Below are 16,707 nucleotides of genomic sequence, written 5' to 3'. Positions count from 1 at the left end.
AATAAAACCCCCCTGCGGCGATTCCGGAAGGGGGGATTATCTTAGCAGATTCAAAACCGGCAGGAGGTTGGCACTTAATGCCCCCTCTGCCGGCTGGGGCCAGTTAGTGACTGGCTGCGCCTTCAGCGCCGATGCCAGTTTGGCAGCGAACATCCTGCGCTTCGAAGGCCGCGCATTCCTGGCGGGCGTTTTCACTGTTGTCCATGATTGAGCCGATCCAGATGCCCAGGAACGAAATCGTCATCGAGAATAGCGCGGGGTTCTTGAACGGGAAGATGGCGTCGCCGAATTTGAGCACATCGGTCCACACCGTCGGCCCCAGGATCACGAACAGCGTCGAACTGACCAACCCCAGCCAACCGCCCAATAGCGCACCCTTGGTGGTCATTTTCGACCAGAAGATTGAGGTGATCAGGATCGGGAAGTTGGCGCTGGCGGCCACCGAGAAGGTCAGGCCGACCAGATAGGCGACGTTTTGCTGCTCAAAGGCAATACCCAACAGGATGGCGATAACGCCCAAGACCAGAGTGGCCATCTTGGAAACGCGCACTTCCTGCTGTTCGTTGACGTTGCCATGTGCGAACACGCTGGCGTAGAGGTCATGCGAAATCGCTGAGGCACCTGCTAGAGTCAGGCCGGAGACCACCGCCAAAATGGTGGCGAAGGCGACGGCGGAGATGAAACCGAGCAGTAAATTGCCGCCGACCGCTTGCGCCAAATTGACCGCCGCCATGTTCTGGCCACCCTTCAGTTCCAGCACGCCCTTGGCGTTGGTGATCATGTAGCCGGAATCAGCGGGCATCAGCAGCACGATAGCGCCGAAACCGATCAAGAAAGTCAGGATATAGAAGTAACCGATGAAGCCGGTCGCATAGAACACGGACTTACGGGCTTCGGTGGCATTCGGCACGGTGAAGAACCGCATCAGGATATGGGGTAGACCCGCAGTACCGAACATCAGGGCGAGACCGAGCGAAATGGCTTCCAGCGGGCTGGTGACCAACGCACCGGGACGCATCAACGCATCCTTTTTGGCGTGAACTTCAGTCGCTTTGCGGAACAGTGCTTCTGGACTCATCGAACCGCCGGTGGCGACGTACAACGCGCCAAAGGCAATGATGGTAGCCCCACCGAGCAGCAGGCAGGCTTTGATGATTTGCACCCAGGTGGTGGCCAACATGCCGCCGAAGGTGACATACAGGATGATCAACACCCCGACGATAATGACGGCGTAGGTATAGTCTAGCCCGAACAAGACCTGAATCAGCTTGCCCGCGCCGACCATCTGGCCGATCAGGTACAGAATGACCACGACCAGCGAGCCGGTGGCCGCCATGGTGCGCATCGGAACCCGCTGGAAGCGGTAAGACACCACGTCAGCGTAAGTATACTTGCCAAGATTACGGAGTTGCTCGGCCATCAGGAACATGATGATCGGCCAGCCGACCAACCAGCCCACCGAGTAGATCAGACCGTCGTAACCGTTGATAAACACCAGGCCGGAAATACCGAGGAACGAGGCCGCTGACATGTAATCGCCAGCGATGGCCAAGCCGTTCTGAAAACCGGTGATGCCGCCGCCAGCGGCGTAGAAGTCCTTGGCGGTCTTGGTGCGTTGCGCTGCCCAATAGGTAATGCCCAGGGTGCCAGCGACAAAGGCCAGAAACATGATGATGGCAGGCACATTGACTGCCTGCTTTTTGACTTCACCCATATCGCCCGCGGCCAGCGCCACGCCAGCGACCAAGCTCAACGCGAGAACTGCGGTAATGTTTTGCCATATTCTCATAATACTTCCTCCTTGATCTCACGAGTCATCCGGTCAAATTCGGAGTTGGCGCGGCGGACATAAATACCAGTGAGCACAAAGGCACTGATGATCACCCCCAGACCAATCGGAATTCCGACCGTGGTGATCGATCCCGCTGACAGCGGCTGGCCGAGAAACTCTTTGTTGAATGCGACGATCAGGATAAAGCCGTAGTAGATAACCAGCATGACCGCAGCTAGTGTCCAGGCGAACGACTTACGTTTCGTAAGGAGTTCATGATATTTAGGGTTGCTTTTTATCGCGTGTACCAGGTCTTGTTGCATCATTAATTTCCAGGAACAAGAGTTGATGGTGGTGTGAATGAGAAGCGGCCTCAGCCTTCTTGACGCATTATTCCGGTTAGGGATTCCAGAGCGGTTTCCCAGATCGACCGATTCCCCTCAGCTTCTTTAATGGTTGCCTGGCCGTTGGAAAAAGCACAAGCACAAGAAAAGTCTAGCCGTGTTCCACGCCATGTAAAGGCTTAATGATTAGCTTATTTTTCCAATGTCTTGAAATTTTCTGCAAACTTGTCACGTAAACTCCATTTTTTTATGGACTGAAAGCGTTAGCACTTCGCTTCGAGTCGTACCACCTACGCGATAAACGTCCGGGCCATCGGCACTTAATAAAGCTCAATCGGGTCTACGTCTAGCGACCAACGAACCCGCTGATCCCGTTTCTTTGCACGCAAACGCGGAACCCAAAGATCAAGAAACCGATGCAAGTCTTGGCGTTGGAGCGCTTGCACGAGCAGTTGCGCGCGATAGTGGCCGGCGCGTCGTTCCATCGGGGCCGGCGCTGGTCCTAACAGCTCCACACCATCGGCAATGGTTTCGGCCAAGGCAAGGCCAGCCCGGAGAAATGCGGTCGCTTGCTCGGCAGTGGTCGCTTCGGCCCGCAGCAATGCCTGATAGGTAAACGGCGGCAGCAATGCGGCCTTCCGCTCGGCCAACGTGGCCGCCGCGAACGCCGGATAGCCTTGAGAGACCAAAATCTGCAATAGTGGGTGACCGGGTTGGTGGGTCTGGATCAGCACAGTGCCGGGCTTATCGGCGCGGCCTGCACGACCGGCGACTTGCAAGATGAGTTGGGCCATCCGTTCGCTGGCGTGAAAATCAATGCCATACAAGCCTTGATCGGCATCGACGATACCGACGAGCGTCACATCGGGAAAATGATGGCCCTTAGCCAGCATTTGGGTGCCGATCAACAGGCGGGCGCCGCCGGCTGTAATGCCCGCCAGCAGCACTTCCAGGCTGCCACGCCGACGGGTGCTGTCACGGTCGATGCGAGTGATCGGGATATCCGGGAATGCCGTTTGCAGCGCGTTTTCGAGGCGTTCCGTGCCCTGGCCGAGCGCACGCAAATCGACACTGCCACACAGCGGACAGGCCCTCTCCACCGCTCGCTGATCGCCACAATGGTGACAAATCAGCTGACCTTGGCGCAGGTGGATGGTCATGCGTGCATCGCAATGGTGGCATTGGCTGAGCCAGCCGCATTCGTGGCAGAACAGCACCGGTGCGAACCCACGGCGATTGAGGAACAGCAAAACCTGTTCGTTACGGGCCAAATGCTCTCCGGCCCGCGCCAATAAGGGCTGGGATAACCCTTCCGTAAGCCGCTGGCGGCGTAGATCAACCACTTCAATAGGCGATTCGCGGCCACCACCAACCCGCTCCGGCAGGCTAAGGCGTGTGTAGCGGCCACGCTGGGCGTTGTGATAGGTTTCCAAAGCGGGAGTGGCCGAACCCAGCACCACCGGGATATTCAACTGCTGACCCCGCATGACAGCCAAATCTCGGCCATGGTAGCGAAAGCCGTCTTGTTGCTTGAGGGAGCTATCGTGCTCTTCGTCAACGATCAGTAGACCCGCTGTGCGCAGGGGCGCGAAAACCGCCGAGCGGGTTCCCACCACGACGCGGGCTAAGCCATCGCGCGCCAACAGCCAGGCGTTTAGCCGCTCCCGGTCGGTCAAGCCGGAGTGCATCACCGCCAGCGGACCTGGCAACCGCTCGTTAAATCGACTTAACAATTGAGGGGTAAGGCCGATTTCTGGAACCAGCACTAACGCCTGTCGGCCGCGCGCGAGCACCGCCTCGATTAGGCAAATATAGACTTCGGTTTTACCGCTGCCTGTGATGCCTTCCAGGAGAAAAGCCTGAAAATGGTCCAACTCAGCCACTACCGCCGCCACTGCCGCCGCTTGTGCCTCGTTCAAAACAGGGCGTGCCAGATTGCTGCGGGAGCAAGGATTTGGGGGGTTTTCGGGACCGGGTGCTGCGTGCGGTTCTACCCAGCCTTTTGCCCGTAGAGTGCGTAGGATGGCGGATGGATTGCGCGCTGTGGTGCGCAGCGATACGGTGGTAAGACCCGCTGGATAGGGCGCCAGATGCTCTAGCAATAAGCGCTGTCCGGCCGAACGACGCAAAGCCGTGCCGATGGCAAGGGCCTCGCGGCCGGCTGCGGTGATTCGCCAGCGTACCGGAATATCTGGTGGAATCGCCGGTTCGCCTTGGCGGAGCAGTGTCGGAAGGGCGGTTGCTAATACCTCGCCGGGTGGATGGTGGTAATAGCGCTGTGCCCACTGCAAGAAGTTTAGCGTTTCGGCCGATAACACCGGCTCAGCATCAAGGATCGCGTGTGCCGACCGGAGTGCGTCAGGGACCACAGCCGTGCCGTCGGCGGTCCCGACTAGAAAACCGATGACATCGCGGTGGCCGAAAGGTACCCGCACTCGCACACCGGGGGCTAGCGCGCTCAGGTCGCAATCCGGTGGTGGCAGGTAGTCAAAGGTTCGATCAAGCGGCGAGGGAACAGCAATCCGCAGGATGAGCGTAGCCACGCTAAGAAGTCCGCCAGGAATCGGTTACGCCATCGTTGGCCAAGCCAAAACTTGGCGCCATCGTGATGGTCAGCAGGTTCGACCGGTAAGATCACACGATAGACGGGATTAAAAGACGTTGGCCCGTCTATCGCCACAGATTGGTCGATGGGAAAGCGGAATACGACCGAGCAGAGGTGTGTTTAGCCACCGGCTCGGAAAGCGCCCAACGTACCATTCTCACCGTAGACAAAGATGGTATTACCGGCTGCAATCGGGGGTGCGATGATGCGCTTGCCGGCTGCACGGGTCCGGCCGACGATACGGCCATCGCTTTTATTGAGCCAGTGCAAATAACCCTCCAAATCACCGACCACAACATAGCCATCACTGGCGACCGGAGCTGTTAACTGACGACCACTCAGCTCCGTTTGTTGCCACAACGTATGGCCATCTCCCCGATCCAAAGCCAGCACCGCACCCATGTCGTCGCTGACGTACACTTGCCTGGCATCGACATCAAGCCCAGCATAGCTGGAAAGATCGCGATTCCAGACCACAGTGCCAGCGCGCATGTCAATAGCGGCCACATTGCCGCGATAGGCCACCAAATAGAGCGTATCGCCGAACACTTTGGGTTCGGCCGCGATGTCGATCAGCCGTTCGATTTCGGTACGCCCACGGGGCGGGGCGATGGTTTTTTCGGTGAGCGGTAGCCCCTTGTCCAGCGATAGAACCAGCAGCTTACCGGTTTCCAGACCGGCAACCACCAGGTTTTGCACCACGATAGGTGCTGAATTGCCTCGCAGGCTCAGCGCCGGCAGTGCGTGGCTGGATACCCAGCGCCGCTCGCCGGATGCGGCATCAAGACCGGTGAATTTGCCATCGCCAGTCCGCGTTACCACGATGCCTTTGGCACCGCGCGGCGGCGCGAGCACTTCGCTGGACACGGTGGCCCGCCAGGCTTCCTGGCCGTTGGCTTGGCGTAAAGCGACCACTTGCCCCTGATCGGTGCCGACCAGCACCAAGCCGCTGTCGCTCAAGCCGACACCTCCTGAAATCGGTAGGTCGCTGTTCACGTCCCACAGGCGCTGGCCGGTGAGGGCATCAAGCGCCAAAATCGTGCCGTCGTGGCTGGCAGCGTACAGGCGACCGTCCGCCAGCGTTGGAGTCAACCGAATGAATTGGCCTGCCGTGCCGGAACCTACCTTGGTTTCCCAAAGCTGACTGACGTTGACCGGCGAGACGATGGTTTTCAGTTCCGCCGGCCGTAGCGAGTTGTCGGAGCTACCGAACCAGCCACCGAGCCAGCTACAGCCGGTGCTCAACGCGAGCAATACCAGCAAGAACGCGCGACGAATCATGATCATTGACCTGGTGTAGGGGGGACCGGGGCCGGCACGGTTGCGGCTGAGCCAGCTTCCGGGCTGGCGGACGCTGGGGGCGCGGATGTGACTATAGCATCAGGCAGCGTTGGTGTCGGCGCCACGCGGGTCGTTGCCGGGATTGGAGCCGAGCCGGTTGCTGTGGGTTCGGCGGGGGGTGAGGTCGGCGCTAATGTGGCGGTCGTGGGGGCTGGTGCGGTGAGTAGCGGGGGTGGTGATGACTCGGCCGCTGCCGCAGGGGCTGTGACCGCCGGCGCTTCTGATACGGTGGCCGGCGGTGCCGCTGCATTTGTCTGGGGTGCTTCGGGTTGTGTGGGGGTGGGTGGTGCCGCCGGTGCCACGATGACCGAATCGGCGCTCGCCGGGTTCAAATGATCGAGTTTCATTTGCAGCAGCGGGTTGCCGCCGCTGGCAGCCAGCGCGGCGGTGTAGGCGGTGCGCGCTTTGGTGAAATCGTTGCCTGCCAGTGCGACATCGCCGCGCAGCTCCTCGCGTTCGGCGGTCAGGCCGGCGGTGGTGATTTTGGCCAGGTGTGGTTCCGCATCAGCGGGCTTACCGGCTGCAAACAGAATGCGCGCCAAGCGTAGCCGGGCGATATCCTTGAGTTCGTCAAGTTTTGCGTTATCGATCACCCATTGCAGCCGCTGACTCGCGTCTGCCGTGTCGCCGCTGTCGGTGCTTAGCTTGGCCAGCCTAAGCGCCGCCAGCGCTGCGTAGGGTGATTTGGGAAGATCGTTCAATAACGCTTGACCGCGTTGCTTGGCCTGATCGGCATCGGGTTTTTCTGCGGCCACGATGAAGGCATCGTAAACCAAAGAGGCTTGCTCGGATTTGGTGTTACGGTAGGAACCCCAGTATTGCCAGCCAAAAATGACGATCAGACCGAGCACGATGCCGACAATGATGCTAGTGCCGTTTTCCTGCCACCATTTTTTTAAGTCCTCGACTCGTTCTTCGTCGGTGTACTGTTCCATCGCCCGGTTTCCTCTGGCGTTCGGTTGGATTGGTTAAGGTTGGCCGTCCTGCATCGCCGCTTGCAGATAGGCGATTGCCTGGTCTTCGGGCAGGGTGAGCTGAGCGGTTTGTGCCGCACGCAAGGGTTTGATGCTAACGGTTTTGGCAGCCAGTTCGTCATCGCCCACGACCAGAGCAAAACGCGCTCCACTGCTGTCGGCTCGCCGGAATTGTGCCTTGAAGCTACCGCCACCGCAGTTCATCCGCAGCCGCAATCCCGCTACCTCATCGCGCAAGCGTTCGGCTAAGGCCAGCCCCATACGCTGGGCCACTTCACCGGCCAAGATCAGATAAACGTGTGGCGGTGGTTCGGTGGCGGGATAGCCGGTGGCCGCCAGCATAGCGGCCAGGCGCTCCAGGCCGAGCGCAAAGCCAACACCCGGCACTGCTTCGCCACCTAACTGGGCGATCAGGCCATCGTAGCGGCCACCGGCGCAGATCGTGCCTTGCGCGCCCAAGGTGTCGGTGACCCACTCAAACACTGTTTTGCAGTAATAATCCAAGCCTCGCACCAACCTGGGGTTCATCGTGTAGGCAACGCCAGCGGCATCCAGCAGCGCTCGTAAGCCGGCAAAATGATCTTGAGAATCGGGATCGAGATGATCAAGCAGTGAAGGCGCTTCGGCGATCACGGCTGTCATGGCTGGGTTTTTGCTGTCGAGTACACGCAATGGATTGGTGTGCAAACGCCGCCGGCTGTCCTCATCCAACTCAGCGTGCCGGGTCGTCAGATACGCGACCAGCCGTTCGCGGTACGCGGCGCGGGCAGCACTAGAACCGAGCGAATTGATTTGCAGGGTGACATCGCGGATGCCCAACTGCCGCCACAGTCGGGCCGACAAGCAAATCAATTCAGCGTCGATGTCCGGGCCGACCATGCCGTAAGCTTCCGCGCCAACCTGATGAAACTGACGATAGCGGCCTTTTTGGGGTTTTTCGTAGCGGAACATCGGGCCGACATACCACAAGCGCTGCGTTTGGTTATGCAGCAGTCCGTGTTCGATGCAGGCTCGCACGCAGCCAGCAGTCCCTTCGGGGCGCAAGGTCAGGCTGTCACCGTTGCGGTCGGCAAAGGTGTACATCTCTTTTTCGACGATATCGGTCACTTCGCCGATGGAACGGGCGAACAGCTCGGTTTTTTCGACCAGAGGCAGCCGTATTTCCTGATAGCCATAGCCGGCGAGAACCGTGCGCAAGGTTGCTTCAAGCGATTGCCACAGCGCCGTTTCGCCGGGCAGAAGGTCATTCATGCCGCGGACGGCTTGTAAAGAGTTGGCCATGCGTGTGAATTTGGCTGAGGGGCTAGGTGTTGACGCAAGCGATGTCGAGCGTCAAGGTTGGCCTCGATCTAAGGTAAACCGGCTGACCGTACCGCGTCGGGGGACGTAAATATCGGTGTTGACGAGGCGATCATCCAGGATGATACGGGCGGCAGGCGCATTGCCAAGCGTTACCTTGAAGGGCGCCGAGCCTGAAATCGTATGAGCGCTGTTGGCTTTCATCAGCCCGTTGGCGAGTACATTGCCTTGCGCGTCTTTCACTTCCATCCAGCAATCGTTACTGAATTCCAGCAGGAGTTTTGCTTCGTTCGCCGAGCTGGCACCCCCGGCTTCCGTGGGCGTACCGGTGGCCGGAACCGTAGCAATCGCCACGACCCCTTGTATCGCAGGGCCAGCGGCAGACTCTGGCGAACCAGCGGCGGATGGGGTGTTAGTCGTGAGCACCACTCCAGATGTCGGTGAGACGGTCGCTGGTTGTGGCGGAGACGCGGGTGTCATGGGGGCGGCTGGAGCGGGCGAGCCGACATTGCTGCTGGCGGGAACCATCGTGCTGGACTGGGGTAGGGGTGCTTCCTTCGTCGCCAGCGAGGCCGAGGCAGTGGTGGTCGCCGGTTCTGCCTGAAACGGGTATTGGGTCCGGCTATCGGTATTAGCCGGTTGATTACCGGTCCGGCTCACAGAGTCCGAGCGGCCATCCGACCAGAACGTCAGTAGGCGACTGGGGTCGAGATTATTCAGATTTTGGATCGCCGTCCATGCGATCCCCACCAGCAGCGCCAGATAAAAAACCCCGCGCAAGTCGCGCACCCGGGTTTGCCGCCGTAGGGGATGTGTCACCTGTAAGGGGGGTGGCTTTTGGCTGGTCCCCATTTGCCGCTGGTAGCGTTCGAGCGCTTCCTGTTCGGGCAGGCCCAAAAGTCGGGCATAGCGCGTTAGATAACCGCGCACGAACACCGGTGGGCCAAGCTGGCTCAAGTCGTCGCTTTCGAGCGCGGCGATGATGCTGGGGTTCAAGCCAAGGTGATGGGCGATATCGCGTTGCTCGGCATTAAATCGAGTGCGGGCGCGGGTGAGCCAAGCGCCCAGCGATTCGGTGTCTGCGGCGTCCATCGATTTGGCCGTTGAGTTCACATCGAGTGTAGTTTCGTGGGGCGTCATCATTTTGGTTTACTGATGCGTTGGGCTTCTTCGGAATTTGGGAACTGTGATGACAAGATACTGCTGTATTCTCGCCGCATCAGGGGGTCTCCATCGGCAGCGGATTCGATGGTGAAGCCGAGCCACAAGCTCTGTGGGTTTGGGCGAGATTGGCTATGATAGCGTTGTAAAAAAGCGCGCGCCGGCAGCGCCTTGCCCTGAATCTGGCTGAGTTCGGCCATTTCGTACAGGGCGATGGCATTGTTGGGGTTTTGATCAAGCGCCTTACGGAGCCAGATTTCAGCTTGCGCTGGATCATTGCGGCGGCGGGCGCACAGCCCCAGTCCGGCATAGGCATCCGAGGCAGTAGCGCCAGAATTGGCTTGGTTGTCAGCAATCTTTTGGAATTCGCTCTCGCCTTCGGCGGTGCGAATCGGTTCACGCGCGCACAGCAGCCGAGCGTAATTCAGTCTGGCCAGCGTGTAATCAGATTTAAGGGCGATGGCCTGTTTGAAATGGGTTTCGGCCGGTCCATACTCGCGCATCTCCTCGTAAAGAACCCCCAAAGCGTTATGGGCTTCTGGATAATTTTCGTTGTATTGCACCGCTTTAAGCAGCTTTTCCGCAGCGATGTCAAGGCGGCCGGATTGCAGATAACCGATGCCTAACTTGAAGTTCGCCTCGGAAACATTTTCCTTGAATTCGCCGTCCTTGCTTCCGGCGCAAGCGCCCAGTAGTACGGTAAGAATCAAAACCAGCGGTGCAGTCGAGTGGCGCATGGTGGATGGCCTCTCAACTCGTCAATTGTAGGCGACGTTCCGGCCGCCGACCGCGCGCTTGCACCTGACCGGCCAACTGACCACAGGCAGCGGCGATATCATCCCCGCGAGTTTTGCGGGTGATCACGGTCAGGTCATGCGCCATCAGTACCGCTTGGAAGCGGGCGATGGCGGCCGGCTTGGAGCGCTGATAGCGTGTTTCCGGAAATGGATTGAACGGAATCAAGTTGACCTTGGACGGAATGTGTTTTAACAGCGCCGCCAGGGCATCGGCCTGTTCTTCCGAATCGTTGATCCCATCCAGCAACACATATTCCCAGGTGATGCGGCGGTATGGTTTGTCGGCGATGTACTGTCGGCAAGCGGCCAGCAACTCGGCGATGGGATATTTGCGGTTCAGCGGTACCAACTGATCACGTAGCGCATCATCAGGCGCGTGCAGTGAGACCGCCAGGCTGATTTCGGAGACCTCACGCAGCCGGTACAGGGCAGGGACCACGCCAGCGGTGCTCAGCGTGACTCGGCGTTTCGAGATACCAAAGCCCAAATCGTCCTGCATGAGTTCGGTCGCTTTTACCACGTTGTCAAAGTTGAGCAGCGGCTCGCCCATCCCCATCAGCACGATATTGGTGATGGGGCGAGCACCCTTGGATACCTGGCCCAGCGTCTGGCTGGCCAACCAGACTTGGCCGATGATCTCGGCGGCACTGAGGTTACGGTTAAATCCTTGGCGTGCCGTGGCACAGAACGAACAATCCAGCGGGCAGCCGACTTGCGAGGAAACGCACAGCGTGCCGCGGTCCGTTTCCGGGATGAACACCGTTTCAATGCAATTGTCGTTATCCACCCGGATCAGCCACTTGTGAGAACCATCTCGTGAGGCTTGTGCCAGCACCACCTCAGGAAGCCGAATCTCGGCCCGCTCGGCCAGTTGGCCCCGCAGGCCCTTGCTCAAATCGGTCATCGCCGCGAAATCAACGACATGCTCGTGATAAACCCATTTCATCAGTTGGGTAGCACGGAAGGGCTTTTCGCCCAGCCCGATGAAAAAGGCTGCCAAATCGCGCCGATTGAGATCGAGCAAGTTGATTTTAGCACTGCTGGCGGTCACGGCGGTGGACGCTTTATATTCAAACGGAGTCAGTGTGAGGACACAGGTCAAACTGGCCGAAAAAAAAAGCGATTTCGTGCGCGGCGGTTTCAGTGGCATCGGAGCCGTGTACCGCATTTTTCGTCACGCTTTCGGCAAAATCAGCTCGGATGGTGCCGGGATCTGCTTTCTTGGGATCGGTAGCACCCATGATTTCACGATGCTTGGCGATAGCATCTTCACCTTCCAACACCTGTACCATGACCGGGCCGGAGGTCATGTAATCGATCAATTCAGGATAAAACGGCCGTTCACGATGCACAGCATAAAAGACTTCGGCCTGTTCGTGCGTTAAGCGAAGCATCTTGGCGGCAACGATTTGTAGGCCGCCCTCTTCGAAGCGGTTGTAAATCTTGCCGATGATGTTACGGGCAACCGCATCGGGTTTGATAATGGAAAGGGTGTGTTCCAAGGCCATAAGGGCTCCAGCAAAGGGGAAAGCGGATGGGGATTAAGATTGGTCCGTGAGGCAAGTCTAGCGAACGGCGGCGGGTATTACTCGGTAGAGTTTAACGATATTTTGGCGACTCAAGCAACGCATAGCCGCAAGGTTGGTAGTAAATTGTCAGTATAGGCAACTAGTTCCGCTGTCCCGAAATTGGGTGGCGGTAAAGGGTTAGACCATCTTTTTGAGTTCGTACTCAAGAATACCCTGGGCACCGGCGGCAATGAGCCGGGGGAGGAGATCACGCACCAAACCACCATCCACCACGGTTTCCAGAGCCAGCCAGTCACGGTCGTAGAGATGACTGACGGTGGGTGCGTGTAGGCTGGGGAGCAGTTGCACGACCTGATCCAGTTGCGCCGCCGGGACGTTCATTTTGAGTGCGACTTTATTGCGCGCAGCCAGCGCGGCGCGCGTGAGCAGGGCGATTTGCTCGATCTTGGCTTTTTTCCACGGATCTGCCAGCGCGGTGGGGTTGGCGATCAGGCGAGTGGTGGTGTGCAGCAGATCGCAGACGATGCGCAATCCGTGAGCGCGGATAGTGCTCCCCGTTTCAGTGATTTCGACGGCGGCATCGACTAGCCCTTCGACGACTTTGGCCTCAGTGGCGCCCCAGGAAAATTCAACCGTCGCCGTGATGCCGCGTTCGGCCAGGTAGCGTTGGGTAAAGCCCACCAGTTCGGTGGCAATGCGCTTGCCAGCCAAATCCTCTGGCGAGCAAATCGGTGAGTCGCCCTTGACGATCAAGACCCAGCGGGCGGGTTGATCCGAGCTTTTCGCGTAGCTCAACTCAGCGATTTCCGCGACATCGGCCCGCGTTTCTAAAATCCAGTCCAAGCCGGTCAGTCCCGCGTCGAGAGTGCCATTGGCGATGTAGGGCGCCATTTCCTGGGACCGCACCAGCGCACAACTGATTTCTGGATCGTTGATCGTGGGGAAATAGTTGCGGCTATGGGGGCTGATGGTCCAGCCGGCTTGGCCGAACAGGGCGATGGTGGACGCTTCCAGGCTGCCTTTGGGAATGCCGAGTTTGAGTTGCCGCATGATGGAATCCTGTTAGGATCAGGGTGGCTGAAAGGGCCGCCATTCTATGCCAAAGCGGGTGAGCATGTCCCGCCCGGGCTGGTGACAGGTTTGTGAAAACCGAATCGTGCAGCGATCACGGCCCGATGCTTTTTTCGAGGCTCCGAGTTTTTCTGATGCCATGACCGCTTATGTCGTCGTTGTTTTTCTGATGGTTTAGCTTGATATGGTGCTCGGTGCTTTGCTGTTCTTGCAACTTGGCCGCACGGGGCGCGCTATGGCGCGCGATTGCGCTGGTTGGCGGTGAATTCCCTATGAAAGCGAGCTTGACCCATTCTTGGAACGTCACACCGGCTGAAGCCATCGCCTTGCAACAAGCGTTACGGGGGCGGGTGATTCTGGCCGACCGGCTAGGCACAGTGCGGCGGGTGGCAGGCGTGGATGTCGGTTTTGAAGCGGACGGGACCGTGACTCGGGCAGCAGTGGCCGTGCTGGCCTATCCGGGGCTGGAGTTATTGGAAACCACCATCGCCCGCCGACCGACCGAATTTCCCTATGTCCCCGGCCTGCTGTCGTTTCGGGAATTACCGGCTGTTCTTGATGCCCTGACACAACTGTGTGAGCCGCCCGATCTGCTACTGTGCGACGGACAAGGCATCGCTCACCCGCGCCGGTTCGGCATCGCCAGCCATCTGGGCTTGCTGATGGATGTGCCCAGCATTGGCGTTGGCAAGACTCGCCTGTACGGGACCGGGGTAGAACCAGCCCATCAGCGAGGGCAGTGGTCGCCGCTGCGGGCACACCAAGAGGTGATCGGCGCGATAGTGCGTACCCGGTCAGGGGTCAAGCCGCTGTATGTTTCGTCCGGCCACCGCGTGAGTCTGGAAACGGCTATCGGCTACGTGATGGGCTGCTGCACCCGCTACCGCCTACCGGAGACCACTCGTCAGGCACACCGGTTAGCGTCGGGTTAAATCGTCGTCAACTTGGGCTGAGCGCCCGCATACAGCAACCGATTGGCTTCGGCAAAAAAATCCTGCTCTGGTAAGAGTTCGTTGCTTGGAAAATGGATCGGTAACACGGTGATCCGACGATTTTGTCCCAACATGATTTCATCGAAGGTGATCGTATTGGCTGCGTTGGCGGCTTCTTTATCGATCTTGATGTTCATGTGATCCAAGGCCAGCGTGACCCGATCCAGGCGCAGATGCTTTTCCGGTTCGCGCAAGGTCGCTGCTACTTTGGCAAGGTGGTGGTCCAGGGTCGCCGAATCGGCCCGCAGCCGGTTCAGCTCGGTTTCAATTTCACGGAGCCGGCGGTCGATGGCGGCGGGCGTGGCCATGGCGGTGGCCTGCGGATCAAGTAAAGGCTCAAGACCGACGCTTGCGCCTTTGAGCAGTTTGGTTTTCTTCTGGAACAGTTGGCGTTGTTGATGTTCCAGATCCTGTTTTTTGTTACGAACGGCGACCAGATATGCCAATGCGGTTTCGATGAGATGGTCGAAGGCGCGTTTTTTGATTTCGCGCCGGGTTTTGGTTTCGCTACCGGCTGGGAAAGCGACGCTGTGGTTGTGAAAGTTGATGGTGATTTGCGGGACATCGCGGCGGATGATATTGCCTTCCAAGGCAACTCCAAGAATGATTTTTTCGGTTCGTTCCGTGCGGAGGAGGGCGTACAAATCGGTGGGTAAGCCTCCACCGATGCGCTGGCGATACTGATGCAGCTCTTTGCCAAAACTTAAGATTTCTTGCAGGTGCTGCGACGAGGCGAACAGTGCCCGTAAGCGGGGATCGGTGGTGAACCGGCAGCCACCAATTTCAACCGGCGGCGGCAGCGAATCCACCAACCCATTGACGTAATCGATTGACCGTTCAACGGCGGGCCAAAGTTTTTTTTGATATTGGGTTGCCATCCGCAATCGTGGATCGGTGCCGCCCACGACCCGTTCGATGGCACCCCGGATGAGCGCCGCATCAAATTTTCCTGGATAATTGGGCGTCGTTGAAAACAATGATTGCAGCAGCCGGAGCATGGTCTTGACTCGTTGGGTTGGGGTATTCGCGGCAGTGATGACCAAAGAAAATCATGCCACAAAGCAGGCGTGTGAGATCCCTACTATTATGGTCAAGATGGATGGTAACTCAATGAGCCTTTATCCGGGCGGCTGGCTCGGACGAGCCGAGCCAAGGCGTTTTATCGTACAAGCGTCTCGACTGCTCAGCCTGCTGCGGGCGGTGGCGACCATTGGTAGAGCCAGGTTTCGCTGAGTGCGCCACTGGCATCCCGCAGGAAGCACCGCAAATCCACCGGCGCAGAACCCTTCGCGTTGAGATCAAAATGGCAGCGCCACAACTCCGACTCCTTCAGCTTGAGCGCGACCACATCTCGGATCTCGCCGCGTGAGGCATTGACCACGGCCTCCACTTTGGCCGTTGCCGGTAAGCGGGCCAGCGTACCACCCTGGAAATCGATCACAAATTTTCGCATCGGCTCGCTGGGGCGTTGGCCGGGGACACCGCCCATGCCAGTGCGAGTGGCCAGCACGGTGGCGACGGACGGCTGAAATGGTGGTTGCGCGCCCCAATACAGGCGGTAGTTGAATCCCAACGTCTGCCCCGGCCGCACCGGTTCGGCCGGATTCCAATAGGCCACGATATTATCGAGTGTTTCGTCAGCGGTGGGCAGTTCCACCAACTGCACCGCGCCGCTTCCCCAGTGACCGAGCGGCTCCACCCAAAGGGATGGGCGCTTATTGTAGAAGGCGCCATCATCCTGATAGTGATTGAAATCGCGGTCGCGCTGCAATAGCCCAAAGCCGCGCGGGTTTTCGTCGCCAAAGGAGTTCACGCGGATATAGTGCGGGTTGAGAATCGGTCGCCAGATCCATTCGCCGGTACCCGTCCACAGCGCCAGTCCATCGGAATCGTGGATTTCCGGCCGGTAATCGTCGGCGATGCGCCGGTCGTTTTCGCCACACTGGAACATTGAGGTCATGGGCGCGATACCGATGCGTTCGATAGCACGGCGCGGGAATAGGTGGCTTTCCACCTCCATCACCGTGATGTCGCCAGGGGTCACCACGAAGCTGTAAGCGCCGGTGATGCTGGGGCTGTCGAGCAGCGCATGGAGGGTTAAAGCCATGCTGTCGGCGGGCGGGCGCTCCAGCCAAAATGCGCGAAAGGCGGGAAATTCCTCTGGGCGCTCCATGCCGGTGTCGATAGCCAGGCCACGGGCTGAGAGACCGTATTGCTTGCTGGCGCCGACCGCCCGGAAGTAACTGGCCCCTAAAAACGAAAACATATCCCGATCCCAGTCGGCGCGGCTGTTGACCCGGAAACCGGCAAAACCGAGATCGCCAATTTGCTCTGGAATTTTATCCTTAACGCGCGGGCCGTACTTGAACAGGTTTGGCGAGAACATGACCGGTGATGCCAGGCCATTGGCGACTTCAAAAATCTTGACCGGGTAGTGGAAATATAACCCCAGATGGAAGAACCGCGCCTGGAACGGCAGTTCTCCTCCCGCCCATAGGGATTGGTCGATGCGGAAGTTGTTGAGAGCTTGATAGTCGTCCCAGGACATGGCCGCCAGCCACGGTGGGCGGGCATCGGTCGGTTGAGTGTAGGGCTGTTGCGCGAGACGTTGCGCCGTTTCGCGCAGCCAAGCTTTGCTGAAGGGCTGGCCATCCGTTCTTGGGGTGTTGGCGCCAGGGAATGACTCACCAAGCGTGCTCATCGGCAACAACCCGCACGCGGCCGCCCGCAACAACCCTACCAAAAACTCCCGTCGTATCATGATCGCCCTCGCAACCCGCTACTGTTATGGTGGAAGGAAAGAGTATAGCGCTCGAACCGTTT

At 58.8% G+C, this 16,707-nt stretch carries 14 protein-coding genes; 1 reads left to right on the top strand and 13 read right to left on the bottom strand.

What is annotated here, in order from left to right:
• Window positions 1-103: 103 nt before the first annotated feature.
• The 11 genes from BN873_RS07250 to hisG form a co-directional block, all read right to left on the bottom strand.
• Window positions 104-1,789 carry a cation acetate symporter gene (locus BN873_RS07250; protein WP_048672273.1) on the bottom strand — a complete coding sequence of 562 codons (1,686 nt, stop codon included), beginning with the start codon at window positions 1,787-1,789 and terminating at the stop codon, window positions 104-106.
• Complete coding sequence (locus tag BN873_RS07245) at window positions 1,786-2,094, bottom strand: DUF485 domain-containing protein (RefSeq protein ID WP_048672272.1); 309 nt, start codon at window positions 2,092-2,094, stop codon at window positions 1,786-1,788. The genes BN873_RS07250 and BN873_RS07245 overlap by 4 nt, the downstream gene beginning before the upstream one ends.
• Window positions 2,095-2,435: 341 nt before the next feature.
• Window positions 2,436-4,658: a primosomal protein N' gene (locus tag BN873_RS07240; RefSeq protein WP_048672270.1), complete on the bottom strand. Its 2,223-nt coding sequence runs from the start codon at window positions 4,656-4,658 to the stop codon at window positions 2,436-2,438.
• Window positions 4,659-4,840: 182 nt separating this feature from the next.
• On the bottom strand, window positions 4,841-6,001 hold the full coding sequence (gene bamB, locus BN873_RS07235) for an outer membrane protein assembly factor BamB (protein ID WP_071244065.1): 1,161 nt from the start codon (window positions 5,999-6,001) through the stop codon (window positions 4,841-4,843).
• A 2-nt stretch (window positions 6,002-6,003) separates the two neighbouring features.
• Complete coding sequence (locus tag BN873_RS07230) at window positions 6,004-6,996, bottom strand: YfgM family protein (RefSeq protein WP_048672265.1); 993 nt, start codon at window positions 6,994-6,996, stop codon at window positions 6,004-6,006.
• A 33-nt stretch (window positions 6,997-7,029) separates the two neighbouring features.
• Window positions 7,030-8,316: a histidine--tRNA ligase gene (gene hisS / locus BN873_RS07225; protein WP_048672262.1), complete on the bottom strand. Its 1,287-nt coding sequence runs from the start codon at window positions 8,314-8,316 to the stop codon at window positions 7,030-7,032.
• Between the two features lie 51 nt (window positions 8,317-8,367).
• A complete protein-coding gene (locus BN873_RS07220; RefSeq protein ID WP_048672260.1) occupies window positions 8,368-9,477 on the bottom strand; it encodes a RodZ domain-containing protein in 1,110 nt (369 codons plus the stop codon).
• Window positions 9,474-10,232: a tetratricopeptide repeat protein gene (locus BN873_RS07215; RefSeq protein ID WP_048672258.1), complete on the bottom strand. Its 759-nt coding sequence runs from the start codon at window positions 10,230-10,232 to the stop codon at window positions 9,474-9,476. Before BN873_RS07215 ends, BN873_RS07220 begins: the two co-directional genes overlap by 4 nt.
• Before the next feature lie 13 nt (window positions 10,233-10,245).
• Entirely contained in the window at window positions 10,246-11,343 is a 1,098-nt protein-coding gene (rlmN, locus tag BN873_RS07210; protein WP_048672255.1) for a dual-specificity RNA methyltransferase RlmN, read from the bottom strand.
• Between the two features lie 19 nt (window positions 11,344-11,362).
• A complete protein-coding gene (ndk, locus tag BN873_RS07205; RefSeq protein WP_048672251.1) occupies window positions 11,363-11,800 on the bottom strand; it encodes a nucleoside-diphosphate kinase in 438 nt (145 codons plus the stop codon).
• 198 nt (window positions 11,801-11,998) lie between these two features.
• Window positions 11,999-12,871 (bottom strand): ATP phosphoribosyltransferase, encoded by an 873-nt coding sequence (hisG, locus tag BN873_RS07200; RefSeq protein ID WP_048672250.1) that lies wholly within the window; start codon window positions 12,869-12,871, stop codon window positions 11,999-12,001.
• 293 nt (window positions 12,872-13,164) lie between these two features.
• Between hisG and nfi the strand changes: the two genes are divergently transcribed.
• The gene (gene nfi, locus BN873_RS07195) at window positions 13,165-13,824 is read left to right on the top strand and encodes a deoxyribonuclease V (protein WP_048672357.1); all 660 of its coding nucleotides are present in this window, start codon (window positions 13,165-13,167) and stop codon (window positions 13,822-13,824) included.
• On the opposite strand, the gene BN873_RS07190 is transcribed toward nfi, so the two are convergent.
• Both BN873_RS07190 and BN873_RS07185 read right to left on the bottom strand, forming a co-directional pair.
• Window positions 13,821-14,882: a hypothetical protein gene (locus BN873_RS07190; RefSeq protein WP_048672247.1), complete on the bottom strand. Its 1,062-nt coding sequence runs from the start codon at window positions 14,880-14,882 to the stop codon at window positions 13,821-13,823. The genes nfi and BN873_RS07190 overlap by 4 nt on opposite strands.
• Window positions 14,883-15,067: 185 nt before the next feature.
• Window positions 15,068-16,645 (bottom strand): OpgD/OpgG family glucan biosynthesis protein, encoded by a 1,578-nt coding sequence (locus tag BN873_RS07185; protein WP_048672245.1) that lies wholly within the window; start codon window positions 16,643-16,645, stop codon window positions 15,068-15,070.
• Between the last annotated feature and the right edge of the window lie 62 nt (window positions 16,646-16,707).

Source organism: Candidatus Competibacter denitrificans Run_A_D11, assembly GCF_001051235.1.
Classification (GTDB): Bacteria; Pseudomonadota; Gammaproteobacteria; order Competibacterales; family Competibacteraceae; genus Competibacter_A; species Competibacter_A denitrificans.
This window is presented reverse-complemented; position numbering and strand designations above follow the sequence as displayed.

Coding starts and splice junctions, on each gene's coding strand:
- BN873_RS07250 (WP_048672273.1), bottom strand. CDS start 1,789: ATGAGAATATGGCAAAACATTACCGCAGTTCTCGCGTTGAGCTTGGTC.
- BN873_RS07245 (WP_048672272.1), bottom strand. CDS start 2,094: ATGCAACAAGACCTGGTACACGCGATAAAAAGCAACCCTAAATATCAT.
- bamB (WP_071244065.1), bottom strand. CDS start 6,001: ATGATTCGTCGCGCGTTCTTGCTGGTATTGCTCGCGTTGAGCACCGGC.
- BN873_RS07230 (WP_048672265.1), bottom strand. CDS start 6,996: ATGGAACAGTACACCGACGAAGAACGAGTCGAGGACTTAAAAAAATGG.
- hisS (WP_048672262.1), bottom strand. CDS start 8,316: ATGGCCAACTCTTTACAAGCCGTCCGCGGCATGAATGACCTTCTGCCC.
- BN873_RS07220 (WP_048672260.1), bottom strand. CDS start 9,477: ATGATGACGCCCCACGAAACTACACTCGATGTGAACTCAACGGCCAAA.
- BN873_RS07215 (WP_048672258.1), bottom strand. CDS start 10,232: ATGCGCCACTCGACTGCACCGCTGGTTTTGATTCTTACCGTACTACTG.
- ndk (WP_048672251.1), bottom strand. CDS start 11,800: ATGGCCTTGGAACACACCCTTTCCATTATCAAACCCGATGCGGTTGCC.
- hisG (WP_048672250.1), bottom strand. CDS start 12,871: ATGCGGCAACTCAAACTCGGCATTCCCAAAGGCAGCCTGGAAGCGTCC.
- nfi (WP_048672357.1), top strand. CDS start 13,165: ATGAAAGCGAGCTTGACCCATTCTTGGAACGTCACACCGGCTGAAGCC.
- BN873_RS07190 (WP_048672247.1), bottom strand. CDS start 14,882: ATGCTCCGGCTGCTGCAATCATTGTTTTCAACGACGCCCAATTATCCA.
- BN873_RS07185 (WP_048672245.1), bottom strand. CDS start 16,645: ATGATACGACGGGAGTTTTTGGTAGGGTTGTTGCGGGCGGCCGCGTGC.